The following is a 25,720-nucleotide window of genomic DNA, read 5'->3' on the forward strand; positions in this document are numbered from 1 at the left end:
GCATGCCCGAGGCCTACCTCGTCGGAGGTGTACGCACCCCGGTCGGTCGCTACGGTGGAGCCCTCGCCTCCGTCCGTCCCGACGACCTCGCATCGATCGTCGTCCGCGAGGCCGCGCGACGCGCAGGAGTCGACCCCCTCCAGGCGGAGATCGACGAGGTTATCCTCGGCGCCGCGAACCAGGCGGGAGAGGACAACCGCAACGTCGCCAGGATGGCGGTCCTGCTCGCCGGCCTTCCCGACAGCGTCCCCGGCATCACGGTCAATCGGCTGTGCGCCTCCGGCATGTCCGCCGTCACGATGGCGGCTCAGGCGATCCGTGCCGGCGACGCAGACCTCGTCATCGCCGGCGGCGTCGAATCGATGACGCGCGCGCCCTGGGTGCAGGCCAAGCCGGAGAAGGCATGGGCGAAGCCCGGCGCCGCGTTCGACACCTCGATCGGCTGGCGGTTCCCGAACCCGCGACTCCTGGCCCGTGAGAAGACGACGTACACGATGCCGGAGACGGCGGAGGAGGTCGCGCGTGTCGACGGCATCGGACGCGAAGAGGCGGACGCGTTCGCACTGCGCTCGCAGCGGCGGGCCGCCGCGGCGATCGCAGACGGACGGTTCGAGGCGGAGATCGTCGGAGTCCCCGTCGGCTCGGGTGAGGTGCTCGTCGACGAGGGCCCCCGTCCGGAGACGACGCTCGAAGCCCTCGCCCGGCTGCGGCCCGTCGTCGCGGGCGGTCAGGTCGTCACCGCCGGCAACTCCAGCGCGCTCAACGACGGTGCCTCCGCGATCATGGTCGCGAGCGCCGACGCGGTCGAGCGTCACGGGCTGACGCCGCGGGCGCGGATCGTCGTCGGCACCAGCGCAGGACTCGCGCCCGAGATCATGGGCCTCGGACCGGTGCCCGCCACGCAGAAGGCGCTGCGACGCGCCGGCCTCTCCATCGACGACATCGGCTCGATCGAGCTCAACGAAGCGTTCGCCACCCAGTCCATCGCCTGCATCCGACGCCTCGGGCTGGACGAATCCCTGGTGAACACCGACGGCGGAGCGATCGCGCTCGGTCACCCGCTCGGCTCGTCCGGCTCCCGCCTTCTGGTCACGCTTCTCGGACGCATGGAGCGCGAAGGCTCCCGCTACGGACTCGCCACCATGTGCGTCGGCGTCGGCCAGGGCGCTGCTCTGATCGTGGAGAAGGTGTGATGCTGCGGTCTCCCCTCGGCGATGCTCCGGCGCACGATGAGCCCCTTGTCGTCGAAAGGCGCCACGACCGCGTGGTCGCCACCCTCAACCGACCGCACAAGCGCAACGCGATCGACCAGGCCACGATCGACGCGCTGCACGCACTGTGCGCCGATCTGGAGGCCGTGCCGCTCCCGCTGATCCTCACCGGCGCAGGCGGGGTGTTCGCGGCGGGCGCCGACATCGCCGAACTGCGCGAACGGCGTGCCGCCGACGCGCTGCGCGGGATCAACGCTCACGCGTTCGTCCGGCTCGCAGAGCTGCCGATGCCCGTCATCGCGGCGATCGACGGCTACGCGCTCGGCGGTGGAGCCGAGCTCGCCTACGCGGCGGACATCCGCATCGGGACGCCGACGCTCGCGATCGGCAACCCGGAGACCGGGCTGGGCATCCTCGCAGCGGCCGGCGCGAGCTGGCGTCTCAAGGAGATCGTCGGCGACTCCAGGGCGATCGAGCTGCTGCTCACGGGTCGCACGGTGAAGGCAGAGGAGGCGCTGCGCATCGGGCTGGTCTCGGCGATCCACGAGACGACGGACCTGCTGCCGGCCGCCCACGCCATCGTCGACCGCATCGCCCGCAACGACCCCGCAGCGACCATCGCGACCAAGCGGGTGTTCCGGGCGCCCCGCGACCACCACCCCGCCGCCGACCTGGAAGCCCAGGCCGAGCTCTTCGAGAGCCCGGAGAAGTTCCGACGGATGACCGACTTCCTCGAACGGAGAGACCGATGACCGAGAGCACGTTCATCGCGCCCGAACAGGTGGGGGTGCTCGGCGGCGGACGCATGGGCGCGGGCATCGCGCACGCCTTCCTGCTCGCCGGCTCCCAGGTCGGCATCGTCGAACGAGATGCCGACGCGGCGGAGGCCGCCACAGCACGCGTGCTCGAGTCCATCCAAGCCTCGGTCGCACGCGGCACGGCCCTCGAATCCCCGGAGGCCTATCGGGCGCGCCTGACCACGGGCACGGATGCCGCCCTGTTCGCACAGTGCGCGCTCGTCGTCGAAGCCGTACCGGAGGACCTCGCCCTCAAAGTCGACGCGCTCCGCCGGGTCGAGGCGCAGATCGCGCCGGACGCCACCATCGCCTCGAACACCTCGTCCATCTCGATCGATGAGCTGGCCGCGGTGCTCGATCACCCCTCGCGGCTGCTGGGCATGCACTTCTTCAATCCGGTGCCGGCCTCCACCCTCGTCGAGATCGTCCATGGTGCGAGCACCGCTCCCGCGCTCGTCGATGCCGCCCGCGGCTGGGTGGCCGCCATCGGCAAGACACCGATCGTCGTGGCCGATGCTCCCGGATTCGCGTCGTCCCGCCTCGGCGTCGCGATCGGGCTCGAAGCGATCCGCATGCTGGAAGAAGGTGTGGCCTCCGCCGAGGACATCGACGCCGCGATGACGCTCGGATACAAGCACCCCGTCGGTCCGCTGCGACTCACCGACATGGTGGGCCTCGACGTGCGCCTGGGCATCGCCGAATACCTCTCCGCGCAGCTGGGTGAGCGCTTCGAACCTCCGGCCCTGCTGCGACGCCTGGTCGCCGAAGGCCACCTCGGCCGCAAGAGCGGACGCGGCTTCTACGAATGGGACGCCTCAGGAAGGGAACACTCGTGAAAGGAACACCGATGACCGGGATCCTCCCCAGCTACGTCGAGGGAGCATGGTGGACACCGTCGTCCGACGCCGAGGCCACGGATGTCCGTGACGCCTCAACGGGCGAGGTCGTGGCCCGTGTCTCGACCGACGGACTCGACCTGGGTGCGGTGCTCGACCACGCGCGCACCGCGGGGCAGGCATCGCTGGGAGAGCTCACGTTCCATCAGCGCGCCGTACTGCTCAAGCAGCTCGCCCTCACCCTCACCGAGCGCAAGGCCGAGCTGTACGAGCTGTCCAGCCGCACCGGTGCCACCGCGCAGGACTCCTGGGTGGACATCGACGGCGGGATCGGCGTGCTGTTCGCGTACTCGAGCAAGGGCCGGCGCGAGCTGCCCAACGCGAAGGTGTACGTCGACGGGGGCGTCGAGAACCTCTCCAAGGACGGCTCGTTCCTCGGCCGCCACATCTACACGCGACTCCGCGGCGTCGCCGTGCAGATCAACGCCTTCAACTTCCCGGTCTGGGGGTCTCTCGAGAAGTTCGCACCCGCGTTCCTCGCCGGCGTCCCCACCGTCGTGAAGCCGGCCACCCCCACCGGATACCTCGCCGAGGCCATGGTGCGCGTGATGGTGGAATCCGGACTCCTCCCCGACGGGTCGCTGCAGCTCGTCTCCGGCAGCGTGCCCGGTCTCTTCGATGAACTGCGGCTGGGCGATCTGGTGGCCTTCACCGGCTCCGCGTCGACCGCCGAGAGCCTGCGCGCCCACGATGCCGTGCAGACGGGAGGGGTGCGCTTCACGAGCGAGACCGATTCGATCAACGCGTCGGTCCTCGGAACGGATGCCGTCTCCGGCACGCCGGAATTCGACGCGTACGTCAAGCAGCTGGTCGCCGAGATGACCACGAAGGCCGGGCAGAAGTGCACAGCGATCCGCCGGGCGATCGTGCCGGAGGAAGCCGTCGACGACGTGATCGCCGCGGTCCGCGAGCGGCTGTCGTCGCGCGTGATCCTCGGCGACCCGCGCGCCGAAGGGGTGACCATGGGTCCGCTCGCCTCCACCGCGCAGCGTGAGGAGGTGCTGCGTCAGGTCGACCGCCTGCAGGCCGGCGGCGGCGAACTCGTGATCGGCACGACCGATGCGCCGGTCGTCCGCCGTGCCGACGGCACCGAAGGAGCAGCCCCCGACGGCGCCTTCGTGGCGCCGATGCTGCTGCGCTTCCCCGATCCGACGAGCCCCGCCGTCAACGAGATCGAGGCGTTCGGACCCGTGTCGAGCATCGTCGGCTACCGCACGCTCGACGAGGCGAGCAGCCTCGTGGCTCGCGGCGGCGGCTCACTCGTGACGAGTGTCGCGACGCATGACCCCGAGGTGGCCGTCACCCTCGCCACCGGCATGGCCGCCTACAACGGGCGCGTCCTCTTCCTCGACCGGGACGACGCCCGCAGCTCGACGGGGCACGGCTCCCCACTCCCGAACCTCGTGCACGGTGGTCCGGGCCGCGCGGGCGGAGGCGAGGAGCTCGGCGGCATCCGGGCGGTGCTGCACCACATGCAGCGCACCGCGGTGCAGGGTTCCCCGGAGATGTTGACCGCGCTCACGAGAGTCTGGCACCAGGGTGCGAGCTCGCGCCCGTACGAACAGGACGACGGCGTGCATCCGTTCCGCAAGTCGCTGGCCGAGCTGCACGTCGGCGATCAGGTGGCCAGCGGCTCGCGCACGGTCACCCTCGACGACATCGAGACGTTCGCGGCGTTCACCGGCGACACGTTCTACGCGCACATGGACGAGGACGCTGCCTCCGCGAATCCGTTCTTCCCCGGACGCGTGGCGCACGGATACCTGCTGGTGTCGTGGGCGGCGGGGCTGTTCGTCGACCCGGCGCCGGGTCCCGTACTGGCGAACTCCGGGCTCGAGAACCTGCGATTCGTCACGCCCGTCTCCCCCGGTGACGACATCAGGGTCGAGCTGACCGCGAAGCAGATCACGCCAAGGGAGACCGACGAGTACGGGGAGGTGCGGTGGGATGCGGTGCTGAAGAACCAGCACGACGACATCGTGGCCACGTACGACGTGCTCACCCTGGTGGCGAAGGAGCGTGCGGCGGTCTGACGCTGAGCGCCGGAGCCTCGGTCAGACGACCGCGGCTCCGGCTTCGTCGTCTGTGCGCAAGCCGTCCAGGGCGATGGCCACCACGTCGTCGGCGAGACGGTCGGCGCCCTCGCGCCCACCGGGCCGATACCACTCGACGATCGAGTTGATCATCCCGAACACCAGACGCGCGACCACACTCGCGTCGATGTCGGCTCGCAGCTCCCCTTCCCGCTGCGCCTCCGACACGAGAGCAGTGATCCGACGGTCGAACGCGCGGCGACGGATGAGAGCCCTGCGCTCCACCTCGGTGTTGCCCCGCACCCGCAGCAGCAGTGTGACGGCCGGCAGCTGCTTCACGAGCACCCGGACGGCGCCGCGCAGCACATGCTCGAGCCTGTCGACCGCGCTCGATGGCCGCTGGTCGGCAGTTTCGGGGATCGGACCGTCCACGACGGCTTCCAGGCCGCTCAGCGCCGCATCCAGAGCGAGGTCGAGGATCTCGTCCTTCGAGGCGAAGTGATGGTAGATCGCCGACTTCGACAGACCGAGGCGCTCGGCGAGCATCCCGATCGACGTGGCGTCGTACCCGTACTCGTTGAAAGCGGCGACGGCGACGGCGAGGATCCCCTGCTGGTCGTATCCCGGTCGGCCTCGTCGCGTGCTCTGCATCTCGGACATCACCCCACAGTCTCCCACCCGAAGCGGCGCGCGGGCAGGAGCGGCGACCGCGAGGCGGACGCGACGGCTCCCCGCGTCACACCCCGCATCGATGTCCGCATCAGCGCAGGTCGTACACCCGCTTGTACTTCCCCTCGCTCCGGGGCAGCGCTCCCGGCTCCTCGAGTTGGACGGCCACCGTCGACCCCACGAAGATCTTGATCCGCTGCGCGAGCACCTCTGCGGCGCTGCGGCAGGTGTCGACGGACAGGTCGGGGTGACGCTCGATGCGGACTTTCAGCGTGTCCATGCGCCCCTCCTTCGACAGCTCGAGGATGAAGTGCGGGGTCAGCTGCTCGATCCCCAGCACCAGCTCCTCGATCTGTGTGGGGAACAGGTTCACGCCGCGCAGGATGATCATGTCGTCGTTGCGGCCGGTGATCTTCTCCATCCGCCGCATCCCGGGCCGCGCCGTCCCCGGAAGCAGGCGGGTGAGGTCGCGGGTGCGATAGCGGATGACCGGGAACGCTTCCTTGGTCAGGGAGGTGAACACGAGTTCCCCGAGTTCGCCGTCAGGCAGCACGGCGCCGCTCTCTCCATCGATGATCTCCGGCAGGAAGTGGTCCTCCCACACATGCGGACCATCCTTGGTCTCGAGGCACTCGTTGCCCACACCGGGCCCCATCACCTCGCTGAGACCGTAGATGTCGAGCGCGTCGATACCGAGGCGCTGCTCGAGCTCGTGACGCATCTCGTTCGACCACGGCTCCGCTCCGAGAACCGCGACCTTCAACGAGGTGGTGCGGGGGTCGACCCCCTGCGCGACCATCGCATCGGCGATCGTCAGCAGATAGCTGGGTGTGCACAGGATCGCATCCGGCTCGAAGTCGAGGATCAGCTGCACCTGACGTGCGGTCTGGCCGCCCGACATCGGGATGACCGTCGCGCCGAGTGCTTCGATGCCCGCGTGCGCGCCGAGCCCACCGGTGAACAGTCCGTAGCCGTAGGCGTTGTGCACCTTCATGCCGGGGCGGATGCCGCTGGCCCGCAGCGACCGCGCCACCAGCGAGCCCCAACGTTCGAGGTCGCCCTTGGTGTAGCCGACGACCGTGGGGCGGCCCGTGGTGCCGCTGGAGGCGTGGATGCGAGCGACGTCGGACATCGGCACAGCGAACATCCCGAACGGATAGGTCTCGCGCAGATCCGCCTTTGTCGTGAAGGGAAGCAGCCGCACGTCGTCGAGTGTGCGGATGTCGTCCGGGTGCACGCCGGCCTCATCGAACTTGCGCGTGTAGAGAGGCACGTTCGCATAGGCATGTCGCACGGTCTGCTGGAGCCGATCGAGTTGGAGCGCGGCGATCTCGTCGCGGGTCATCCGCTCTTCCGCGTCGAGCTCGACGGATGCGGGCGGGTGGACATGGGAGGGTGTTGCGGTCGTCATCGACACGAGGTTCTCCGGTGCATTCAGAAGGTCTGGCTGGTGGTGCGGGAGCGCCCGCGGAACTCGGCGACGGGATCGCCCCGTTCGTCGACCACGGTCACGTCGTAGATGCCGGAGCGGCCGCTGAGCGACCGTCGGACAGCGGTGGCGGTGAGGGTCTGTCCCGAGACGGTCGGCTTCAGGAACGAGATGTCCGCGCCGGCGGCCACGGTGACCCTGTCGTCTTCGTTGCAGGCGATCGCGAAGGCGGTGTCCGCCAGGGCGAAGACGAAGCCGCCGTGGGTGATGTGGAAGCCGTTGGTCATGTCGTCCCGCACGCGCATCGAGACGACCGCGTGGCCGGGGTCATCACGTTCGACGACGAGGCCCAGCGAGGCAGAGGCGCGGTCGCGCTCCATCATCGCGCGGTTCGGGCGCACATCATCCGTCGTCAGCGCCGTCGCTTCCGTCATCGTCGACCTCCTCGTCGAGCGGGTTGGGGCGCTGCACCTGCGGCACCCGATCCGCTCATACTAACCGACCGATCGTTCAGTTAGTCAAGCAGGTCAGCCTCGTCCGCTCCGGGATCCCGGCCTGTGGACGAACCCCTCAGCCGAAGTCCGGAAGCCGGCGCAGAGTCGCATCCTCCATCAGGATGCCGGTGATCACGGCACTCGGGTCGCCGGCGTCGCGATCGACGCGGAACCGGATCGCCGCCCCCTCGCGCGTCGCCCACTGATAGAAGTACTCGCCGGAGGACACGATGCGGATCGCCGTGCCCCCGGGGAACGCATCCTCGGCCTCGCCGACGGTGTCGCCGATCCGCACCTCGCCTGCCGTCGGCAACGCGGCAGGATCCTCCTGGGGCTCGTTCCCGACGTTCGCGAAGCCGACGGAGGCGGCATCGACGACGGAGTCGCCCGCGTCGGTCCAGAGCAGCACAGAGGCGGAAGCGTCCGGACTGACGATCCGCGTCTGTCCTCCGTCCCACTCCGGCCTGATCACGGTCGCTCCCGGGACCGCCGCGATGACCTCGTCGAGGTCGGAGCCGAGGACGATCGGCCCGATCCCTGTGGCGCTCACCTGCCAGGTGCTCCACGCCGCAGCGGGGTCGACGGCGGGCGGCGTCGCTGCGGGCGCCGGCGGGTTCGTGGTCAACTCCTCGATCAGCCGCGACCGACCGTCGGACGCCTGGTCGCGCAGGAACGCGGCGGCTCGCTCGGCGTCGAAGGCGGCATCGCCGGTGAACGGCTGCCAGAAGTTCACGAGGACGTTGCCGACTGACGCATACCCCTGGTAGAGCCGATGCCCGCCGCCGAAACCGTCGTCGATCACCAATGCTCCGGCGACGGCGCGGATCCCGTCACCGGAGTCGAGCGTGGCCGAGTCGAACGTCGACGCACCGCTGCCGTACGTGAAGTCCGCACACTGTTTCGCCACCTCGACGTAGCGGTCCATCAATCCCTGCGCCATCGCCTCATCCGCGAACTGGAGCACGTGCATCCAGCCGTCCCTTCCATCGGGGAGGGAGCTGGTCCAGGTGACCGAACGCGCACCGATCGACGTCAGAGAAGGCTCATAGAGGAAGAAGTTGCAGATCGCCGGCGAGAGCTCGGGACCGCCGCCGTCAGAGATCTGGATCAGCGACGGTGACGGCGACCCCACGTCGCCGACGTCGGGGAGGAGACCGGCGATCTCGTCGGCGCTCGGCAGGAACCAGTCGAGCTGGTCTCCGACGAACACCGTCGGACCGTCGTACGGCGCCGGGGCCGGGCTCTCGGTCACCGGAGTGGGCTTCGGTGTGGCTTGCGGTGCGGGCACGCATCCCGAAAGGGCGATGATCGCCCCCGCCGTGAGCACTCCCAGGACAGTTCGTGACGACCACCGTGCGGACATGGACCCTCCGATTGCTCGCGACGCCGCGATCGACGCCCCCTCGCTGATGAGCCTAGGGCCGGCGCCAGCGCGCTCACGCGTCCGGATCATGTCGATATCAGAATGGAACGAAACGCATGCCGAGGTGCGCATACGACGAGGGAGGACTCGTCTCGCTCAGCCCCCGTCGAGAGCCGAGGAGGCGGCTGCTCGCGCGGCGCCTGCGGAGATCGCGCTGATCGCCGCTTCTGCGGCCCGTCGACAGTCGGCGACGGACAACTCCTGCAGCCGCGCGGCCACGCGACCGATCGAGCGCGAGGCCATGGACAGCGACGTCACCCCGAGACCGATCAGGACCGGAGCGAGCGCGGGGTCGCCTCCTGCTTCGCCGCAGACGCCCACCGGCTTCCCGGCAGCCCGACCTGCAGCACCGACGGCTGCGATGAGTCGCAGCACTGCGGGCTGCCACGGATCGTTGAGGTCGCCCAGATCGCTGAGCAGCCGATCCGCCGCCATCGTGTACTGGGCGAGGTCGTTGGTGCCGAGGCTCACGAAATCGACGACCTCGAACAGCTCCGCGGCGAGCAGCGCCGCCGACGGGGTCTCGATCATGATGCCGACCCTGTCGAGCCCCGCGGACCGACAGCGTTCGGCGAAGTCCCCGGCCTCGTCGACCGTCGCGACCATCGGAGCCATCACCTCGACCTCCGCCGCTTCCGCCGCGGCCGCCCGCGCGAGGGCGACCAGCTGATCATCGAGCAGCTGCGGGCGGCGTCGGGCGATCCGCAGCCCGCGTACGCCGAGCGCGGGGTTGTCCTCGCTGTCGGAGTTGGCGAAGGGAAGGGGCTTGTCGCTCCCCGCGTCGAGGGTGCGCACGACGACCTTGCGCCCCGGGAAGGCGGACAGCACCCCGCGATAGGCGGTGACCTGTTCGTCGACGCTCGGCGCCTCGGCGCGGTCGAGGAAGCAGAACTCGGTGCGGAAGAGTCCGACGCCCTCCGCATGCGCCGAGGCCGCCGCCTTCGCGTCCGCCGCCCCTCCGACGTTGGCGAGCAGCGGTATGCGGTGCCCGTCCGAGAGCGCTCCGACGCCATCGAAGCCGACGGTGTTCGCCGAGGCACGCGCTTCTGCGATGCGGGATTCCGCAGGGGCGACCTCCACTGTGCCGCGGTCGCCGTCCACGAGGACCATCGTCCCCACCGGGATCGCCTGGGCGTCGGCGACACCGACGACAGCGGGCAGCCCCAGGGAGCGCGCGATGATCGCCGTGTGCGAGGTCGGTCCGCCCTGGACCGTGACGAGGGCGACGCATCGACCCCCGGCGAGCAGAGCGGTGTCAGCGGGAGCGAGGTCGGCGGCCACCAGCACGAAGGGATCGTCGCGCTCGGGGACACCCGGCATGTCGACTTCGAGGATCTCGGCGATGATCCGGTCGCGCACATCGCGGATGTCGGCGATGCGCTCGGCCATCCGACCCCCCAGCGCGGCGAGGGCCTTCTCGTGGACGACCGCGGTCTCCCAGACCGCACGCGCGGCGGTGCGCCCCTTCGACCGCACCAGAGCCGTCGCCTCGGACACCAGCTCGGGGTCGGAGGCCAGCAGGCGCGAGGCATCGAGGATGGCCTTGGTCTCCCCCGTCGCCTGCGCGGTGCGAGAGCGGAGCTGATCGGCGACCGCGACGGCGGCCCACTCGATCGCCGACACCTCGGAGTCGCGGTCGGCGGGAGGGACCAGCGTGTCCGGATCGGGTTCGGGAAGCGGCGGTGCCAGATGGACGACGGGGGCGGCGACCCGGCCGGAGCTCACCCCGCGCCCGCGGAGCACGGTGCCCGGTGCGACGGTTCGCGTCGGCTCCTCCTGCTCACCCGGCGTCGGTTCATCGGCGCGCGTCCGCGGACCGGGTGCGGGTGCAGGTGCAGGCGCGATCGCCGTAGAAGTCGCGTCGCCGTCGGGTCCGGTCTCCTCGGTCCCCTCCCCGAAGCCGTCGTCGAACAGCGCGACCAGGCGATCTAGCGCCTCCTCGCCCCCTTCGCCCCGTGCGGTCAGCTCGATCTCGTCCCCCTGCCGCGCACCGAGCACGAGCAACCGCGTCAGGCTCGCGGCCGACGCGTCGGGGCCGTCGGGGAGCCGACGCAGGCGCACGTCCGCGCCGGACGACGCCTTCGCGATCAACGCCGCGGGACGCGCATGGATCCCTTGCGGGTTGCGGACCCGCACTCGTCGCACCTGCGCGCCATCGCCCTTCGGAGCATCGGAGGTCTCCGCCTCGTGCGCCTCCTCGACGCCGAGCGCACCGGTCTTCGCCGCCAGAGCCGTCGAGGCCTCAGCCGCCACGGTGTCGAGCGATCCGCCTGCCGCAGCGGACACGACGGCGGCGAGAAGCCCCTCGACGAAGGGCGCGGGAGCGAGCCGGACAGGCACGTCGCTCGCACGCAGCTCCACCGCGAGTTCGGCGCTGAGCACGGCTGAGCCCAGGTCCATGAGCACGAGCACCCCGTCGCACTCCGTCGCGAGCTCATCGATGGCGGCGGACACCGCGACGGCGTCCGTCCCGAGGATCGGCACGCCCTCGGCGTCGACCCCCGCTCCGGCGGCGACCCGCACCCGCACCTCGCCGTCGTGGACCATCTGGAGGGCGAGCTCCAGCGCCGCCTCCCCGAGCCGTGCGCTGTGGGAGACGGCGACGATGCCGATCATCAGGCGCTGTCCTCGATCGTGTCGGCGAGCGTCTCGAAGAGGATGGCCGTCGAGGCCGCCCCGGGGTCGAGATGTCCGGCGCTGCGCTCGCCCAGGTAGCTCGCCCTGCCCTTGCGGGCGACGAGAGGCAGGGTGGCGTCACGCCCCGCCGTCGCGGCATCCGCAGCGGCTCTGGCGGCGTCGGAGACGGAGGCGCCCGCGGCGAGCGCGGCATCCATCGCTTCGACCGCCGGTGACATCGCGTCGAACATGGTCTTGTCCCCCGCTTCGGCCTTGCCGCGGGCGACGATACCATCGAGCCCCGCTCTCAGGGCGGCCGCGAGAGCCGCACCGTCGAGGTCGGACACGGCACCTGCGGTCATGCCCATGCGGAGGAAGAACGTGCCGTACAGAGGCCCGCTGGCTCCGCCGACCGAGCTCACCAGCGTCATCCCGACCGTCTTCAGGAGCTCGTCCACCGTTGCCGGTGTCCCCGCGGACAGCTTCTCGCCGACAGCGCCCATTCCCCGAGCCATGTTGGCCCCGTGATCGGCGTCTCCGATGGCCGAGTCGAGTTCGGTGAGCCAGTCGCGCTTCTCCGTCACGGCGGCGCCGAAGCGGGCGATCCAGTCGGCGAGCAGCGTGGTGTCGACCGCAGCCATCAGACGCCCCATCGCAGACCGGGGGTGTTCACCGGGGCATCCCACAGCCGCAGCAGCTCATCGTCGGCTTTGAGCAGGGTCACAGAGCACCCGGCCATGTCAAGCGAGGTGATGTAGTTTCCGACGAGGTTCCTGGCGACCTGCACTCCGGCCTTCTCGAGCAGCGCAGCGACCTCGCCGTACATGAGGTACAGCTCGATCAGCGGGGTCGCGCCCATGCCGTTGAGCATCACGATCGCAGGGCCGGCGGCGTCGATGTCGGCCAGGATCGGCTCGACGAGCTGCCGGGCGATCTCGGAGGCCGGGGCGAGGGGTTCGCGATGCCGACCCGGCTCCCCGTGGATCCCGATGCCGATCTCCATCTGATCGTCCGGAAGGTCGAAGGTGGGCTTGCCCGCTGCGGGCACCGTGCAGCTGGTGAGGGCCATCCCCATCGAGCGGCCCTGTCCGTTCACCCTCTTCGCCAGCTCGACCACGGCCGGGAGGTCGCGCCCCTCCTCCGCTGCCGCGCCGAGGATCTTCTCGAGCAGCACGGTGAGGCCCACCCCGCGGCGTCCTGCGGTGTACAGGGAGTCCTGCACGGCGACGTCGTCGTCCACCGTGATGCTGCCCACCTCGATGCCGTCCATGGCGGCGAGCTCGGCCGCCATCTCGAAGTTCAGCACGTCACCGGTGTAGTTCTTCACGATGTGGAGCACGCCCGCTCCGCGATCGACGGCCTTGGTCGCGACCTGCACGCGGTCGGGAGTCGGAGAGGTGAAGATCTCACCGGCGACAGCGGCGTCCAGCATCCCGGTGCCGACGAAACCGCCGTGCAGCGGTTCATGGCCGGAGCCTCCGCCGGAGACGATCGCGACCTTGCCCTGCGCCTTGGGCGTGGCGCGCGTGATGACGTGGTTCTCCAGGTCGACGGAGAGCTCGGGGTGAGCGAGCGCGACGCCTCTCAGCGATTCGACGAGAACGTCTTCCGGGGCGTTGATGAGCTTCTTCATCGTTCGATCTCCTTTGATCCTTCGCGGACTCTTTCGCAAAAATCCGAAAGCAATTCGTTAATGTCGAATATGCTCGGAGCCTGCCGGGTTGTCAAGATCAATCGTGAAGCCCGGCTCCATCGACACCGGCTCGACGACGCACCGGAAGGAGACCCTCCCCGTGATCCAGGCGATCGACCGCGCGGCGAAGATCCTCGAACTGCTCCAGGGAGCACGCCACCTCGGCATCACCGACCTCTCTGCAGCCCTCGGCCTACCGCCGTCGACCGTGCACGGAATCGTGAAGTCGCTGCGCGCGCACGGTCTGGTCGCGAAAGAGCGGGGTGGCCAGCGCTACATGCTCGGACCCACGCTGCTGCGCCTGAGCAACGTCTATCTCGACACCCTCGACGTGCGCGCCAGAGCCATGCGGTGGACGCAGGAGCTGGCACGCCGCACCGACCTGTCCGTGCGCCTGGGCGCTCCGCACTTCACCGATGTGCTCGTCATCCACCACAACCTGCGCCCCGACGACAGCCAGCAGATGCTCGAGACCGGTGTCGCCATCCCCGCCCACGCCTCGGCGATGGGCAAAGTGCTCCTCGCCTACGACCCCGGGTTCCAACAGAGCGTCTTCGCGCAGCCGCTGCGCAGCCTCACCGGCGACACCGTCACCGACGTCGCACGCCTGACGTTGGAGCTGCCGTCGATCGCCGAACGCGGCATGGCCGGGGAGTTCGACGAGGCCGTCCTCGGCGAGTCCTCGATCGCCGCCCCCGTTGCGGACGCGTCGAACGACATCGTCGCCGCGGTCGCCGTCGTACTGCCCACGTCGCAAGCGCCGGCATCGGATGCGATCCTCAACGCGTTGCGCGAGACGGCACGCAACATCTCACGCGAGCTCGGCGCCACCGCCTGGCCCCCGCGCATCGCGCCCGCCGACGACTGAAACCCGGCCGACGACGGAAGCCCGGCCAACGACGGAAACCCGGCCAACGACGGAAACCCGGCCGACGACGAAACCACCGTCTCGCTCAGCGTCAGCCCGACGGTCGACTGTCAGCCGCGCACCGCCAGTGCGAAGGGCAGCACGCCCGTCGCCCCGGCACGACGGAGCTCACGCGCCGCGACGGTCATCGTCCACCGACTGTCGACGAGGTCGTCGACGAGCAGCACGGGTCCGGTCGGCACATCCAGATGCCGAGCATTGAAGCGCTCCCAGAGCCCCGCGAGGCGGAAAACGCTGTTCCCGCCCGGCCCGCCGGAAGGCCCTCCTCCCGCGAGTTCGAGCGCGCCGAGATACGGCAGGCGCCCGACATCGGCGAGTCCGCGCGCGAGCGAGTCGACCAGCAGCGGGTGCGAACGCGACGGCATCGCGACCACTGCCACGGGGCGCTCCTCCCATCCCCACCCCGCGAGCACGCGGACGCACGCCTGCAGCACCTGCGGTGTCACCGCGGCATCCGGTGCACCGGCCGCGAACAGCTCGCGCAGCGCCCCGCCCCAGCCCAGATCGGTGAGACGCGCGAGTGCGCGCCCCTCGCTCGCCTGCTCTTCTGCCGGGATGCGCCCCTTGACCGGCACATCCAGCCGGTCGGCGCCGGTCGGCCAGGCACGACGAGGCTCGATCGGCACTCCGACGCGGTCGAGCGATTCCACGGCCTGCGAGCTCGCGGAGGCGCCGATCTCCCGCGGGAACCACTCTCCCGCGCAGTTGTCGCACCTCCCGCACGGCGCCGCCGTGTCGTCGTCGAGCGCGCGCTGCAGGAACTCCATGCGGCAGCCGTCGGTCTGCTCGTACTCGACCATGTGATGCTGCTCGGCGACACGCTCGGCGGCGATGCGCTCATACCGCTCGGCATCGTAGGTCCACGGCGCACCGGTCGCGACCCACCCGCCCTGCACGCGCCGGACTGCGCCGTCGACGTCGAGCACCTTCAACAGCAGCTCGAGCGGCGTGCGGCGGATGTCGACCATCGCCTCGAGCGCCGGCGTCGAGATCGGAGCGTCGCCGAGCGCCCCGATCACCCGCTCGGCTCGTTCACGATCGGGCATCGAAGCGGTAGCGAAGTAGTGCCAGATGTCACGGTCCTCGACACCGGGGAGCAGCAGCACGTCCGCGCTTTCGCTGGCACGTCCGGCACGACCCACCTGCTGGTAGTACGCCACGGGAGAAGACGGCGCTCCGAGGTGCAGCACGAAACCCAGATCGGGCTTGTCGAACCCCATGCCCAGTGCGCTCGTGGCGACGAGAGCCTTGACCTCGTTGCGCTTGAGCATCCCCTCGGACTCGGCGCGCTCGTCGGGGTCGGTCTGCCCGGTGTAGGCACGCACGTCGTGGCCGTGCTCACGCAGCAGGCGTGCGGTGTCGACGGCGGCCGCGACCGTCAACGTGTAGATGATGCCGGAACCCGGCAGGTCGTCGAGGTGGCTCAGCAGCCAGGCGAGGCGACTCGCCGAATCGCGCAGGCGCAGCACTCCCAGTCGCAGCGACGTCCGGGCGAGCGGCCCGCGGATCGTGAGCACCGGAACGGCATCGGCGTCGCCGGCCACCGCGTCGTCCGCTCGGAGGCTGCCGAGCTGCTCGGCCACGTCGGACACGACACGACTGTTGGCGGTCGCCGTGGTCGCGAGCACCGGAACGTCGGGGGGCATCTGTGCGATCAGGTCGCGCAGGCGGCGGTAGTCGGGACGGAAGTCGTGACCCCAGTCGCTGATGCAGTGCGCCTCGTCGACCACCAGCATCCCGATGCGCCGGACGAGCGCCGGCAGCTGCTGCTCCCGGAAGGCGGGATTGTTGAGCCTCTCGGGAGAGACCAGCAGCACATCGACCTCATCGCGATCGAGCTGCGCGAGCACGTCGGACCACTCGTGCGCATTGGTGGAGTTGATCGCGACGGCCCGCACCCCCGCACGTTCGGCGGCGGCGATCTGATCGCGCATGAGGGCGAGCAGCGGAGACACCAGCACGGTCGGGCCCGCCCCCTGCCGACGCAGGAGGAGCGTGGCGACGAAGTAGACAGCGGACTTGCCCCACCCGGTGCGCTGCACCACGAGCGCGCGGCGGCGCCCTTGGACGAGCGCCTCGATCGCCTCATACTGCCCGTCGTGGAAGTCGGCGTCCGGACGTCCGACGAGTTCGCGCAGCGCCGCACGGGCGGACTCGCGGAGGTCGGTGACCTCGGGGGATGCAGCAGCGTCGTCGTCGGTCATCCCTCCACTCTGCCCCACACCCCCGACACCTCCCACACCTCCGACACCTCCGACACCTCCGACACCTCCGGGACGCGTTCCACAGGTTCGCCGGGCCCCGGGCGAGTCCCGTCGTCTAGCGTGAGGGAATGATCACACGCGAGCTCGCCGTCACCCTGCGGGATACCGGACTGATCTGGCATCCCGCCGAGGGCGACCGCTTCCAGCTCGACCTCCCCGACGACGTGGAACTCGAAGCGGAGGCCGACGTCTTCACCGTGAGTGAGATGACGATCGAGGCCCGTCAGACGCCGAGCGGCACCGACCTGGCGTTCAACGGCACGACGGAGTGGGCGCTCGACGCGGTGACACTCGCGGACGCCGTATGGCTGCCGCGGGAGGACCAGCTTCGCGACCTGCTCCGCGGCACGTTCCGCTCGCTGGTGCGCCTCGAGGACTCCTTCCGCGTCGAGATCGAGATCGGGGGCGAGCTGCTCGCTTTCGAGCACCCCGAGCCCTCGGAGGCGTACGGCCGCGCCCTCCTCGAGCTCGTCTCCCGCTCGCGCTGACCCGATCGCACTGAGGCCGCCGCCTTGAAACCGGCAGTCCACTGTGTCAGAATTACCAAACGATCGGTCAGTAAAGATGGCCCGATGCCGAGGAGTCGATGATGACCAGTCCCGCAGACCTGTCCCTGGTGGGCGAGATCTCCGATGAGGAGCGCCTGTTCGACGAGCTCATCGCCAACGAGCAGCGCATCGAACCCCGCGACTGGATGCCCGACGCCTATCGCAAGACACTGGTGCGGCAGATCTCGCAGCACGCGCACTCCGAGATCATCGGCATGCAGCCGGAGGGCAACTGGATCACGCGCGCGCCGAGCCTCAAGCGGAAGGCGATCCTGATGGCGAAGGTGCAGGACGAGGCCGGTCACGGCCTCTACCTCTACTCCGCCGCGCAGACCCTCGGCACCACGCGCGACGAGATGATGGACCAGCTCATCAGCGGCAAGGCCAAGTACTCGTCGATCTTCAACTACCCCACCCCGACCTGGGCGGACATGGGCGCGATCGGCTGGCTCGTCGACGGCGCCGCGATCTGCAACCAGGTGCCGCTGTGCCGGGCGTCCTACGGCCCCTACGGCCGCGCCATGGTGCGCGTCTGCAAGGAGGAGTCTTTCCACCAGCGTCAGGGCTTCGAGATCCTGCTCACCCTGATGCAGGGCACCGAGGAGCAGCGCGTGATGGCTCAGGACGCGGTGAACCGCTGGTACTGGCCGAGCCTCGCCATGTTCGGGCCGCCCGATGACCAGTCCCCCAACTCGGCGCAGTCGATGAAGTGGAAGATCAAGCGGTTCTCCAACGATGAGCTGCGCCAGCGCTTCGTCGGCATGCTCGTGCCCCAGGCCGAGATCCTCGGCGTCACGCTGCCCGACCCGGACCTGCGCTTCGACGAGGAGAGCGGACAGTACGTGATCGGCGAGATCGACTGGGACGAGTTCTTCGAGGTGGTGCGCGGCAACGGGCCCTGCAACGCCGAACGCCTCGAACGCCGCCGGACGGCTCATGAAGAGGGTGCCTGGGTACGCGAGGCCGCGGCCGAGTACGCGCGCAAGCAGTCGCTGAAGACGAAGGCGGTGGCGTGATGGCGACGCCCGGCGCCGACGAGCGCGAGCCCTGGCCGCTGTGGGAGGTCTTCGTCCGTGCGAACCGCGGGCTGAGCCACGTGCACGTCGGTTCGCTGCACGCGCCGGACGCCGAGATGGCGATCCGCAATGCGCGCGACCTGTACACGCGCCGCGGAGAGGGCGTCTCGATCTGGGTCGCCCCCGCAGACGCGATCACCACGAGCGACCCCGACGCCAAGGGCGCCTACTTCGAGAGTCCCGCCGGCAAGAACTACCGCCACGCCGTGTACTACACCGCCTCAGAGGGAGTGCCGCACCTGTGAGCACGGCACACGAAGACACGGCAGGCGAAGACATCATGCACGAGGACATCGACGTGCACGGGAACGTCTCTGTCGACCAGCTCGATCTCGTGCAGGAGCTGTCAGGCACCGGCGCGGTCGCCGCATCGGCCGACGTGGCGGAGTACGCGCTTCGTCTCGGCGACGACGCGCTGATCCTCTCCCAACAGCTCGGTGCATGGATATCCCGCGCTCCCGAGCTCGAGGAGGACGTGGCTCTGGGCAACATCGCGCTCGACCTGCTCGGCCATGCGCGCTCCTTCCTCCACTACGCCGGATCCTTCGACGGGCGCAGCGAAGACGATCTGGCCTTCTTCCGCGACGAACCCGATTTCCGCTGTGCATGGATCGTGCAGCAGCCCAACGGCGACTTCGCCCAGACCATCGCCCGCCAGTTCGTGGTGGCCACCTACATGTTCGAGCTGTACTCGGCCCTGCGCGGCAGCAGCGACGAGACGTTCGCCGCGATCGCCGAGAAATCGCTCAAGGAGGTCGACTACCACCGCGACCACGCCGTGCAGTGGATCCTGCGTCTCGCCGGAGGCACGGAGGAGTCGCGCGCCAGGATCATCCGCGCGCTCGGCGACGTGTGGCCGTACGTCGATGAGCTGTTCCGCGACGACGATCTGATCGCGCGGCTCGGCGACGCGGCCGTGGTGCCGTCGACGCTGCGGCCTGCTTTCGACGGCGTGGTCGAGACGGTGTTCGCGGAAGCGGAGCTCTCGGTACCCGCCGTGATGTCGTCGTCGGCGGGTGGGCGCACCGGTGCGCATGCGACGCCGCTCGGCCACATCCTCGCCGAGATGCAGGTGCTCGCCCGCAGGCATCCGGGGGCGACATGGTGACACTCACACCGACGCAGGCAGCGTGGCGGATCGCTGCCTCCGTGCCCGACCCCGAGGTTCCCGTCCTCACGATCGAGGACCTCGGTGTGCTGCGCGCGGTGGAGGTCGACGGCACCACGGTGCATGTCGACATCACCCCCACCTACAGCGGCTGCCCCGCGATGGACACGATCCGCGACGATGTGGTCCTGGCTCTCACCGCTGCCGGCTTCGACGAGGTGTTCGTGCGCCTGGTCCTCTCCCCTGCGTGGACGACCGACTGGATGACGCAGGCGGGCAAGACCAAGCTCGCCGAGTACGGCATCGCGCCGCCCTCGGGCCGCGCCGCCGTGTCGACCGGCCCCATCCGCCTGGCGTTGAGCGTGCGCTGCCCCCGCTGCGGGTCGCTCGACACGCGCGAGGTCTCCCACTTCGGCTCCACGTCATGCAAAGCGCTGTTCGAGTGCCGCGCCTGCCTCGAACCCTTCGACCACTTCAAGGTGCACTGACATGTCGCTCTTCACCTCCGCACCCGCGCCCACCCCGCGGGCGACGACGCCCCGCGAGACCGCACCCCGCAAACGCGCCCGGTTCCACACCCTCACGGTCGAAGACGTGCGCCCGCTCACCGAGGACGCTGTCGAGGTGACCTTCACGGTTCCCGCCGCGCTCGCCGACGAGTACGACCACCTGCCCGGTCAGTACGTCGCGCTGCGCACGACACTCGACGGCGTCGAGGTCCGACGTTCCTATTCGCTGTGCCGCGCGCCTGAACACCGCGACGACGGACAGGACACGCGCTTGAGCGTCGCCGTGAAGCGGGACGAGGGAGGACTCTTCTCCACGTGGGCGCAGACCGGCCTCCACGCCGGCTTCGAGATCGACGTGATGAGCCCGCAGGGCACCTTCACCTCCGCCCTGCCCGACCTCGACGACCGGCACGTGGTGGGAATCGCGGCCGGCTCCGGCATCACGCCGCTGATGGCCCTCGCACACACCGTGCTCACCCGGTCGGACACGTCGCGATTCACCCTGCTGTACACGAACCGCGCCACGCTCGACGTGATGTTCCTGGAAGACCTCGCCGACCTCAAGGACCGCTACCCCACCCGACTCGTGCTGCATCACGTACTGTCCCGTGAACAGCGGGCAGCTCCCGTCCTCTCCGGGCGCATCGACGAGGAGAAGCTCCGGACGATCCTCGCGACCCTCATCCCCCCGTCGACTGTCGACGAATGGTTCCTGTGCGGCCCGCTCGCTCTCGTCGACCTGTGTCGAGAAGTGCTGGCCGACCACGGTGTCGACCGCTCCCACATCCGCTTCGAGCTGTTCACGACGGGTGATGAACCCGTGCGCGGGGCTCGGCCGGTGCAGGTGCGCGCCGGAGAGAAGACGGTGCGTATCGAGGTCACTCTCGACGGCGTCTCGTCGACCGTGGAGAGCCCCGTCGACGCCAGGGAGTCGGTGCTCAATGCGGCACTGCGCGTACGGCCCGATGCTCCGTTCGCCTGCGCCGGCGGGGTCTGCGGCACCTGCCGCGCACGCGTGATCGAGGGCAGCGTGACGATGACCGAGAACTACGCCCTGGAGCCCGACGAGCTCGAGCGCGGCTTCGTGCTCACCTGTCAGTCCCACCCCACCAGCGACCGCGTGGTCGTCGACTACGACGTCTGATCGAGGAGCCCCATGATCGACCTCACCATCGCCGACGACGTGGCCACGATCGTGCTGGACGCGCCATCGAAGCTGAACGCTCTCGACGAGAGGGCACTCGCCGAACTGGACGCCGCCTATGTCGACGCGGAGGGAGCGGGTGTGCGCGCGCTCGTGCTCCGTGGCGAGGGTCGAGCGTTCTGCGCGGGGCGCGACATCTCCGGCGTCGACCCCCGGGACGACGATGTGCTCGGCTATCTCGGAGGTCTCGTGACCCCGCTGCTGCAGCGCATGTCGCGGTTCCCCGCGCCGACGTTCGCGGTCGCCCACGGCGCCTGCCTCGGCGTGGGGCTCGGACTCCTGATCGCGACCGATGTCGTCTACGTGGCGGAATCCGCGAAGATCGGCTCCCCGTTCGCCGCCCTCGGCGCGACGCTCGACTCCGGCGGGCACGCACTGTTCCTCGACCGGCTCGGCGCGCACAAGACGCTCGACCTCATCTACACGGGACGCCTGATGAGCGGCACCGAGGCCGTGGCCTCCGGCCTGTTCTCCCGCGTGTTCCCCGACGATGAGGTGGCGCGGGCCGCGACCGACGCGGCCGCTGCCGCGGCTCGTGGTGCGACGGCGGCGTTCCTCGCGAGCAAAGAGCTCGTCGCCCGCATCCGAGACGAGCGACTCGCCCTGTGGGATGCGGTGGGGATCGAGAACGCCGCACAGGCCGCGCTCTGCGACACCGACGACTACCGCGAGGGCTTCGCGGCATTCCAGGAGAAGCGCAGGCCCCAGTTCCGCGGGCGCTGACGCCCCTCGTTCACAGTTCCGCGGAACTCGCGCTCGCTCGGCATCAGGCATACGCGCCGCATCAGGCAGTTCGAGGGGCTTTCGGTCTGAACCGGCGTTTCGGCCTGAACCGGCGCACGTCACCGACGCCTCGGCCGGCGCTCGTTCCTCTGCAGCGTCGGAGGCCGATGCGACAATACGGAGATGATGCTCTCCGAGGTCGTCTCCACGGCAGAAGAGGTCTCCGCCACGGCTTCCCGCCTCACGAAGATCGATGCCCTCGCGCGACTGCTGGCGCGCTCCGCACCGGACGCGCTCCCTGCCGTCATGGGGCTCCTGCTGGCCGCTCCTCGCCAGGGTCGGCTCGGCGTCGGATGGCGGGGACTCGCCGCCATCGAGATCACGCACGCCGGGGAACCCACCCTCACGGTGAGCGATGTCGACGCCGCACTCACCGCACTCGCCGCCACCTCGGGATCAGGCTCCGCTGCAGCCCGCACCGGGATACTCGGCGAGCTCGGCTCGCGAGCGACGGCCGCCGAGTGGGACTTCCTCGTCCGCGCCATGCTCGGCGAGCTTCGCACCGGCGCATTGTCGGGCGTGCTTCTCGACGCGGTCGCGAAAGCGTCCGACCGTCCACTCACCCTCGTGCGTCGCGCCGCGATGCTCTCCGGCGATCTCCGGGAGACCGCGCGTGCCGCCCTCGCCGACGACGCCGACGCCCTCGCGGCGATCGGCCTCGAGGTCGGCCGCCCTGTCCTTCCCATGCTCGCCTCCACCGCGGCGACGCCATCGGCTGCACTCGAGATCACCGGCACGGCGTCGGTGGAGTACAAGCTCGACGGCGCCCGCATCCAGGTGCACCGCCACGGCGACGACGTCGGCGTCTACACGCGGGGCCTGGCCGACATCACCCACCGCGTACCGGAGCTCGTCGAGATCGTGCGCGCCCTTCCCGTCGACGATGTCATCCTCGACGGAGAGACGCTGTCGCTCGACGAGGACGGCGGGCCTCGACCCTTCCAGGAGACGATGTCGCGGTTCGGCGCCGATGCCTCCCGCGAGCTGGTGCTGCGGCCGTGGTTCTTCGACGTGCTGCACGTGGACGGGCGCGACCTGATCGACGAGCCGCTCTCGGTCCGCCTCGCCGAGCTCGAGCGCGTGGCCGGCGACTGGCGGATGCCCGGCATCGTGACCGGCGACCCCGATGCCGCGGAGCAGCTGTCGCGCGAAGCCCTCGCCGCGGGCCACGAGGGTGTCGTGGTCAAGGGTCTCGACGCTCCCTACGCCGCCGGCCGCCGGGGGAAGTCATGGGTCAAGGTCAAGCCCGTGCTGACCTTCGACCTCGTCGTGCTCGGTGCGGAATGGGGTTCGGGCCGCCGCCGGGGGTGGCTGTCGAATCTGCACCTGGGTGCGCGCGACCCCGACGGCGAATTCGGCGACCCCGGGGGATTCGTCATGGTGGGCAAGACCTTCAAGGGCCTCACCGACGAGCTGCTGCGCTGGCAGACCGAGGAGTTCCCCGAGCATGAGACCCACCGCACGGCGTCGACAGTGTTCCTGCGCCCCGATGTCGTGGTCGAGATCGCCATCGACGGGGTGCAGCGCTCTCCGCGGTATCCGGGAGGTATCGCACTGCGTTTCGCCCGGGTGAAGGGCTACCGGCCCGACAAATCGCCGGCCGAAGCCGACACGATCCAGACGCTGCGCTCCCTGCTGCGCGGCTGACGAGCCACGCGAGTCAGGCGGACGGCGTTCAGGCGGACGGCGTTCAGGCGGACGGCGTTCAGGCCGACGGGGCGAGTCCCAGGTCCTCTTCGCGCACGGTGCCGCGGAACGACCACGGGAAGTTGATCCAGAGGTCGGTGTCCTTCCACGCGAAGTCGGGCTGGATGATCGTGGAGGGCTTGGTGTAGATCGTGACCGACCGCACATCGGCGCCCTTGTCCTTCAGCAGCTGCACGGCCAGCGCGAGCGTCCGTCCTGAGTCGGCCACGTCGTCGACCAGCAGCACTCGGCGCCCATCGAGGTACGCCATGTCGAGCTCGGGAGGCAGCACCTCGGGCGCGTCGAGCACCGTGCCGATGCCGGTGTAGAACTCGACATTGATGGCGCCGCAGTTCTTGGCGCCCAGCCCGTAGGCGATCGCCCCTGCCGGGAGCAGGCCGCCCCGGGCGATGGCGACGACGACCTCCGGCATGAAGCCGCTGTCCAGGATGCTTCGTGCCAGATCGCGCGTCGCCTCCCCGAAGCCGTCCCAGGTGAGTGTCTCGCGCTCGATCTCGGCATCAGTCATTCCTGCATTCTCCCGCATCTCGCCGGCCTCGCTCGCCGATAGACTGAGCTGGTCCGGCCAGGCCGGTGCCTGAAAAAGAGGCACGAAGCACTTCGCGAAGACGCGGAGGCGAGACACATACGGATCCCGCAGTACCTCCGTCCCTGTCTCGAAAGGCTCTCCCATGCCCTCCGTGTCCGCCCATGTCGCCCTCACCCTCGCCCAGCACATCGATGCCGTCTTCGGGGTGATGGGCAACGGCAACGCCTACTTCCTCGACGCGATCGAGACGCAGACGGATGCCGTGTTCACCGCGGTCCGTCACGAGCAGGGTGCCGTGGTGGCAGCCGACGCCCACTTCCGCACCTCGGGTCGCATCGCCGCAGGCACCTCGACGTACGGAGCCGGCTTCACGAACACGCTGACCGCCCTCGCCGAGGCCGTGCAGGCACGGGTGCCTCTGGTGCTGGTCGTCGGCGATGAGCCCACGTCCGGCCCCCGCCCGTGGGACGTCGACCAGATCGCCCTCGCCTCGGCGGTCGGCGCCCGCACCTATACGGTCGGACGTGCCGATGCCGCCGCCACCACGGTCATCGCGATCGAGCACGCCCTCACCTACCGGGTGCCCGTCGTCCTCGCGATCCCCTATGACGTCGCAGCGCTCGAAGCAGGTGAGGTGCCGGACGCTCCCGCACCCCGGATCCCGGCCCCGCTCGCCCCTCGCGGCGAGTTCGCCGATGCGATGCTCGACGAGATCGCCGCCGCCCTGGCCGGGGCGGAGCGCCCGTTCCTGCTCGCCGGTCGTGGTGCGTGGCTGTCCGGTGCGAGCACGGTGCTGGGAGAGCTGGCCGCGGCCACCGGCGCTCTCACCGCCTCCTCCGCCCTGGGCCGCGGGGTGTTCCCCGACACCAGGTACGACCTCGGCGTGACAGGTGGCTTCGGCGCGGACGGAGCGATGGAGCTCGTGCGATCTGCGGACGTCGCCGTCGTCTTCGGAGCAGGCTTGAACCAGTTCACGATGCGCTTCGGCGACCTGTTCGCGCCAGGGACCAGGGTCTTCCAGATCGACATCGTTGCGGCGGCGACGCACGCCCACGTCGGAGGCTTCGTCCGTGCGGACGCCCGTCTCGCCGCGGAAGAGCTCGTGGCGCGGATCGGAGACGCCGGCTCGGCGCACTCCTGGCGTGAGAGCGTGGACGTGGCAGCTGCGCGCACCTACGACCGCGGCGACGACCTGGCCCCCGATGGGCGTCTCGACCCGCGCTCCGCCGCTCGTCGCATCGCCGAGCTGCTGCCGGAAGACCGCGTCGTGGTGTCGGACGGCGGACACTTCATCGGGTGGGCGAACATGTACTGGCCGGTCGCGGCCCCCGACCGCATGATGATGGTCGGCACCGCGTTCCAGTCGATCGGGCTCGGTTGGCCGAGCGTCGTCGGGGCCGCTCTCGCGCGTCGCGAGTCCACCGTGGTGCTCACCTCCGGCGACGGCGGCGGTCTGATGGCGATCGCGGATCTGGAGTCGGCCGTCCGGGCGGCTGGAGGACGCGGCATGGCGGTGGTCTGGAACGACGCGGCCTATGGAGCCGAGGTCAACCTCTACGGTCTCAAGGGGCTGGCGGAAGGACCGATGCGCATCCCCGAGGTCGACTTCGCCGCCTTCGGTGCGGCCGTCGGCGCAGAGGGCGTGGTGGTGCGCACGCTCTCCGATCTCGACCGTCTCGCAAGCTGGGTCGAGGAGGATCCGTCGTCGCGGCCCTTCCTGCTTCTCGATCTGCGCGTCTCGGGCGATGTGATCGCGCCGTACCAGCAGGAGATCATCCGCGTGAACTCCTGACGCCGCGGGAT

23 protein-coding genes and 1 pseudogene are annotated in these 25,720 nt (G+C 70.0%); 14 read left to right on the plus strand and 10 right to left on the minus strand.

Annotated elements, in window-relative coordinates:
• Nucleotides 1-2: 2 nt before the first annotated feature.
• Genes AB4070_RS14475 through paaZ form a run of 4 tightly spaced genes read left to right on the plus strand, consistent with a single transcriptional unit; the run spans nt 3 to nt 4,937 of the window.
• Nucleotides 3-1,193, plus strand: coding sequence for a thiolase family protein (locus AB4070_RS14475; RefSeq protein ID WP_441980720.1), 1,191 nt, complete (start codon nt 3-5; stop codon nt 1,191-1,193).
• Nucleotides 1,193-1,963 (plus strand): enoyl-CoA hydratase/isomerase family protein, encoded by a 771-nt coding sequence (locus AB4070_RS14480; RefSeq protein WP_441980721.1) that lies wholly within the window; start codon nt 1,193-1,195, stop codon nt 1,961-1,963. Before AB4070_RS14475 ends, AB4070_RS14480 begins: the two co-directional genes overlap by 1 nt.
• The gene (locus AB4070_RS14485; protein WP_441980722.1) at nt 1,960-2,844 is read left to right on the plus strand and encodes a 3-hydroxyacyl-CoA dehydrogenase family protein; all 885 of its coding nucleotides are present in this window, start codon (nt 1,960-1,962) and stop codon (nt 2,842-2,844) included. The genes AB4070_RS14480 and AB4070_RS14485 overlap by 4 nt, the downstream gene beginning before the upstream one ends.
• Before the next feature lie 11 nt (nt 2,845-2,855).
• The gene (paaZ, locus tag AB4070_RS14490; protein ID WP_441980723.1) at nt 2,856-4,937 is read left to right on the plus strand and encodes a phenylacetic acid degradation bifunctional protein PaaZ; all 2,082 of its coding nucleotides are present in this window, start codon (nt 2,856-2,858) and stop codon (nt 4,935-4,937) included.
• 21 nt (nt 4,938-4,958) lie between these two features.
• On the opposite strand, the gene AB4070_RS14495 is transcribed toward paaZ, so the two are convergent.
• The 8 genes and pseudogenes from AB4070_RS14495 to dhaK form a co-directional block, all read right to left on the minus strand.
• Entirely contained in the window at nt 4,959-5,597 is a 639-nt protein-coding gene (locus AB4070_RS14495) for a TetR/AcrR family transcriptional regulator (protein WP_441980724.1), read from the minus strand.
• A 100-nt stretch (nt 5,598-5,697) separates the two neighbouring features.
• Nucleotides 5,698-7,017, minus strand: a complete 1,320-nt coding sequence (gene paaK / locus AB4070_RS14500; RefSeq protein ID WP_441980725.1) for a phenylacetate--CoA ligase PaaK — start codon at nt 7,015-7,017, stop codon at nt 5,698-5,700.
• Nucleotides 7,018-7,040: 23 nt separating this feature from the next.
• Nucleotides 7,041-7,469: a hydroxyphenylacetyl-CoA thioesterase PaaI gene (gene paaI, locus AB4070_RS14505; RefSeq protein WP_441980726.1), complete on the minus strand. Its 429-nt coding sequence runs from the start codon at nt 7,467-7,469 to the stop codon at nt 7,041-7,043.
• Nucleotides 7,470-7,605: 136 nt separating this feature from the next.
• Complete coding sequence (locus AB4070_RS14510; RefSeq protein ID WP_441980727.1) at nt 7,606-8,817, minus strand: hypothetical protein; 1,212 nt, start codon at nt 8,815-8,817, stop codon at nt 7,606-7,608.
• Nucleotides 8,818-9,048: 231 nt separating this feature from the next.
• The gene (ptsP, locus tag AB4070_RS14515) at nt 9,049-10,695 is read right to left on the minus strand and encodes a phosphoenolpyruvate--protein phosphotransferase (protein WP_441980890.1); all 1,647 of its coding nucleotides are present in this window, start codon (nt 10,693-10,695) and stop codon (nt 9,049-9,051) included.
• 174 nt (nt 10,696-10,869) lie between these two features.
• Nucleotides 10,870-11,568: pseudogene (locus tag AB4070_RS14520) on the minus strand (HPr family phosphocarrier protein); the annotation flags it as partial.
• A complete protein-coding gene (gene dhaL / locus AB4070_RS14525; RefSeq protein WP_441980728.1) occupies nt 11,568-12,209 on the minus strand; it encodes a dihydroxyacetone kinase subunit DhaL in 642 nt (213 codons plus the stop codon). The gene dhaL and the pseudogene AB4070_RS14520, both read right to left, overlap by 1 nt.
• The gene (gene dhaK / locus AB4070_RS14530; protein WP_441980729.1) at nt 12,209-13,201 is read right to left on the minus strand and encodes a dihydroxyacetone kinase subunit DhaK; all 993 of its coding nucleotides are present in this window, start codon (nt 13,199-13,201) and stop codon (nt 12,209-12,211) included. The genes dhaL and dhaK overlap by 1 nt, the downstream gene beginning before the upstream one ends.
• An 88-nt stretch (nt 13,202-13,289) precedes the next feature.
• Here dhaK and AB4070_RS14535 point away from each other — a divergent pair, with 88 nt between their 5' ends.
• Entirely contained in the window at nt 13,290-14,129 is an 840-nt protein-coding gene (locus AB4070_RS14535) for an IclR family transcriptional regulator (RefSeq protein ID WP_441980730.1), read from the plus strand.
• A 110-nt stretch (nt 14,130-14,239) separates the two neighbouring features.
• On the opposite strand, the gene AB4070_RS14540 is transcribed toward AB4070_RS14535, so the two are convergent.
• Nucleotides 14,240-16,393 carry a RecQ family ATP-dependent DNA helicase gene (locus AB4070_RS14540; RefSeq protein ID WP_441980731.1) on the minus strand — a complete coding sequence of 718 codons (2,154 nt, stop codon included), beginning with the start codon at nt 16,391-16,393 and terminating at the stop codon, nt 14,240-14,242.
• Between the two features lie 128 nt (nt 16,394-16,521).
• Between AB4070_RS14540 and AB4070_RS14545 the strand changes: the two genes are divergently transcribed.
• From AB4070_RS14545 to AB4070_RS14580, 8 genes are all read left to right on the plus strand, one after another.
• A complete protein-coding gene (locus AB4070_RS14545; RefSeq protein ID WP_441980732.1) occupies nt 16,522-16,941 on the plus strand; it encodes a pilus assembly protein CpaE in 420 nt (139 codons plus the stop codon).
• A 101-nt stretch (nt 16,942-17,042) separates the two neighbouring features.
• Nucleotides 17,043-18,017, plus strand: coding sequence for a 1,2-phenylacetyl-CoA epoxidase subunit PaaA (paaA, locus tag AB4070_RS14550; RefSeq protein WP_441980733.1), 975 nt, complete (start codon nt 17,043-17,045; stop codon nt 18,015-18,017).
• Nucleotides 18,017-18,322 (plus strand): 1,2-phenylacetyl-CoA epoxidase subunit PaaB, encoded by a 306-nt coding sequence (paaB, locus tag AB4070_RS14555; RefSeq protein WP_017828375.1) that lies wholly within the window; start codon nt 18,017-18,019, stop codon nt 18,320-18,322. Before paaA ends, paaB begins: the two co-directional genes overlap by 1 nt.
• A gap of 35 nt (nt 18,323-18,357) precedes the next feature.
• Nucleotides 18,358-19,185, plus strand: a complete 828-nt coding sequence (gene paaC, locus AB4070_RS14560; RefSeq protein ID WP_441980891.1) for a 1,2-phenylacetyl-CoA epoxidase subunit PaaC — start codon at nt 18,358-18,360, stop codon at nt 19,183-19,185.
• Nucleotides 19,179-19,673, plus strand: a complete 495-nt coding sequence (gene paaD / locus AB4070_RS14565) for a 1,2-phenylacetyl-CoA epoxidase subunit PaaD (RefSeq protein ID WP_282846174.1) — start codon at nt 19,179-19,181, stop codon at nt 19,671-19,673. Before paaC ends, paaD begins: the two co-directional genes overlap by 7 nt.
• A 1-nt stretch (nt 19,674) precedes the next feature.
• Nucleotides 19,675-20,838, plus strand: a complete 1,164-nt coding sequence (paaE, locus tag AB4070_RS14570) for a 1,2-phenylacetyl-CoA epoxidase subunit PaaE (RefSeq protein WP_441980734.1) — start codon at nt 19,675-19,677, stop codon at nt 20,836-20,838.
• A gap of 12 nt (nt 20,839-20,850) precedes the next feature.
• Nucleotides 20,851-21,621, plus strand: a complete 771-nt coding sequence (locus tag AB4070_RS14575; RefSeq protein ID WP_441980735.1) for an enoyl-CoA hydratase/isomerase family protein — start codon at nt 20,851-20,853, stop codon at nt 21,619-21,621.
• 183 nt (nt 21,622-21,804) lie between these two features.
• Complete coding sequence (locus tag AB4070_RS14580) at nt 21,805-23,328, plus strand: ATP-dependent DNA ligase (RefSeq protein ID WP_441980736.1); 1,524 nt, start codon at nt 21,805-21,807, stop codon at nt 23,326-23,328.
• A gap of 58 nt (nt 23,329-23,386) precedes the next feature.
• Here the strand turns inward: AB4070_RS14580 and AB4070_RS14585 are convergent, their stop codons facing one another.
• Nucleotides 23,387-23,896, minus strand: coding sequence for a phosphoribosyltransferase (locus tag AB4070_RS14585; protein WP_046748858.1), 510 nt, complete (start codon nt 23,894-23,896; stop codon nt 23,387-23,389).
• Nucleotides 23,897-24,059: 163 nt separating this feature from the next.
• On the opposite strand from AB4070_RS14585, the gene AB4070_RS14590 reads away from it, so the two are divergent.
• Entirely contained in the window at nt 24,060-25,709 is a 1,650-nt protein-coding gene (locus tag AB4070_RS14590; RefSeq protein ID WP_441980737.1) for a thiamine pyrophosphate-binding protein, read from the plus strand.
• Nucleotides 25,710-25,720 lie beyond the last annotated feature (11 nt).

Source organism: Microbacterium sp. 2RAF4 (assembly GCF_052115285.1).
Classification (GTDB): Bacteria; Actinomycetota; Actinomycetes; order Actinomycetales; family Microbacteriaceae; genus Microbacterium; species Microbacterium oxydans.

Coding starts and splice junctions, on each gene's coding strand:
- paaZ (WP_441980723.1), top strand. CDS start 2,856: ATGACCGGGATCCTCCCCAGCTACGTCGAGGGAGCATGGTGGACACCG.
- AB4070_RS14585 (WP_046748858.1), bottom strand. CDS start 23,896: ATGACTGATGCCGAGATCGAGCGCGAGACACTCACCTGGGACGGCTTC.
- paaA (WP_441980733.1), top strand. CDS start 17,043: ATGACCAGTCCCGCAGACCTGTCCCTGGTGGGCGAGATCTCCGATGAG.
- paaD (WP_282846174.1), top strand. CDS start 19,179: ATGGTGACACTCACACCGACGCAGGCAGCGTGGCGGATCGCTGCCTCC.
- AB4070_RS14580 (WP_441980736.1), top strand. CDS start 21,805: ATGATGCTCTCCGAGGTCGTCTCCACGGCAGAAGAGGTCTCCGCCACG.
- AB4070_RS14590 (WP_441980737.1), top strand. CDS start 24,060: ATGCCCTCCGTGTCCGCCCATGTCGCCCTCACCCTCGCCCAGCACATC.
- AB4070_RS14575 (WP_441980735.1), top strand. CDS start 20,851: ATGATCGACCTCACCATCGCCGACGACGTGGCCACGATCGTGCTGGAC.
- AB4070_RS14540 (WP_441980731.1), bottom strand. CDS start 16,393: ATGACCGACGACGACGCTGCTGCATCCCCCGAGGTCACCGACCTCCGC.
- paaC (WP_441980891.1), top strand. CDS start 18,358: ATGCACGAGGACATCGACGTGCACGGGAACGTCTCTGTCGACCAGCTC.
- AB4070_RS14480 (WP_441980721.1), top strand. CDS start 1,193: ATGCTGCGGTCTCCCCTCGGCGATGCTCCGGCGCACGATGAGCCCCTT.
- AB4070_RS14485 (WP_441980722.1), top strand. CDS start 1,960: ATGACCGAGAGCACGTTCATCGCGCCCGAACAGGTGGGGGTGCTCGGC.
- AB4070_RS14475 (WP_441980720.1), top strand. CDS start 3: ATGCCCGAGGCCTACCTCGTCGGAGGTGTACGCACCCCGGTCGGTCGC.
- paaE (WP_441980734.1), top strand. CDS start 19,675: ATGTCGCTCTTCACCTCCGCACCCGCGCCCACCCCGCGGGCGACGACG.
- paaK (WP_441980725.1), bottom strand. CDS start 7,017: ATGACGACCGCAACACCCTCCCATGTCCACCCGCCCGCATCCGTCGAG.
- AB4070_RS14495 (WP_441980724.1), bottom strand. CDS start 5,597: ATGTCCGAGATGCAGAGCACGCGACGAGGCCGACCGGGATACGACCAG.
- dhaL (WP_441980728.1), bottom strand. CDS start 12,209: ATGGCTGCGGTCGACACCACGCTGCTCGCCGACTGGATCGCCCGCTTC.
- AB4070_RS14545 (WP_441980732.1), top strand. CDS start 16,522: ATGATCACACGCGAGCTCGCCGTCACCCTGCGGGATACCGGACTGATC.
- dhaK (WP_441980729.1), bottom strand. CDS start 13,201: ATGAAGAAGCTCATCAACGCCCCGGAAGACGTTCTCGTCGAATCGCTG.
- paaI (WP_441980726.1), bottom strand. CDS start 7,469: ATGACGGAAGCGACGGCGCTGACGACGGATGATGTGCGCCCGAACCGC.
- paaB (WP_017828375.1), top strand. CDS start 18,017: ATGGCGACGCCCGGCGCCGACGAGCGCGAGCCCTGGCCGCTGTGGGAG.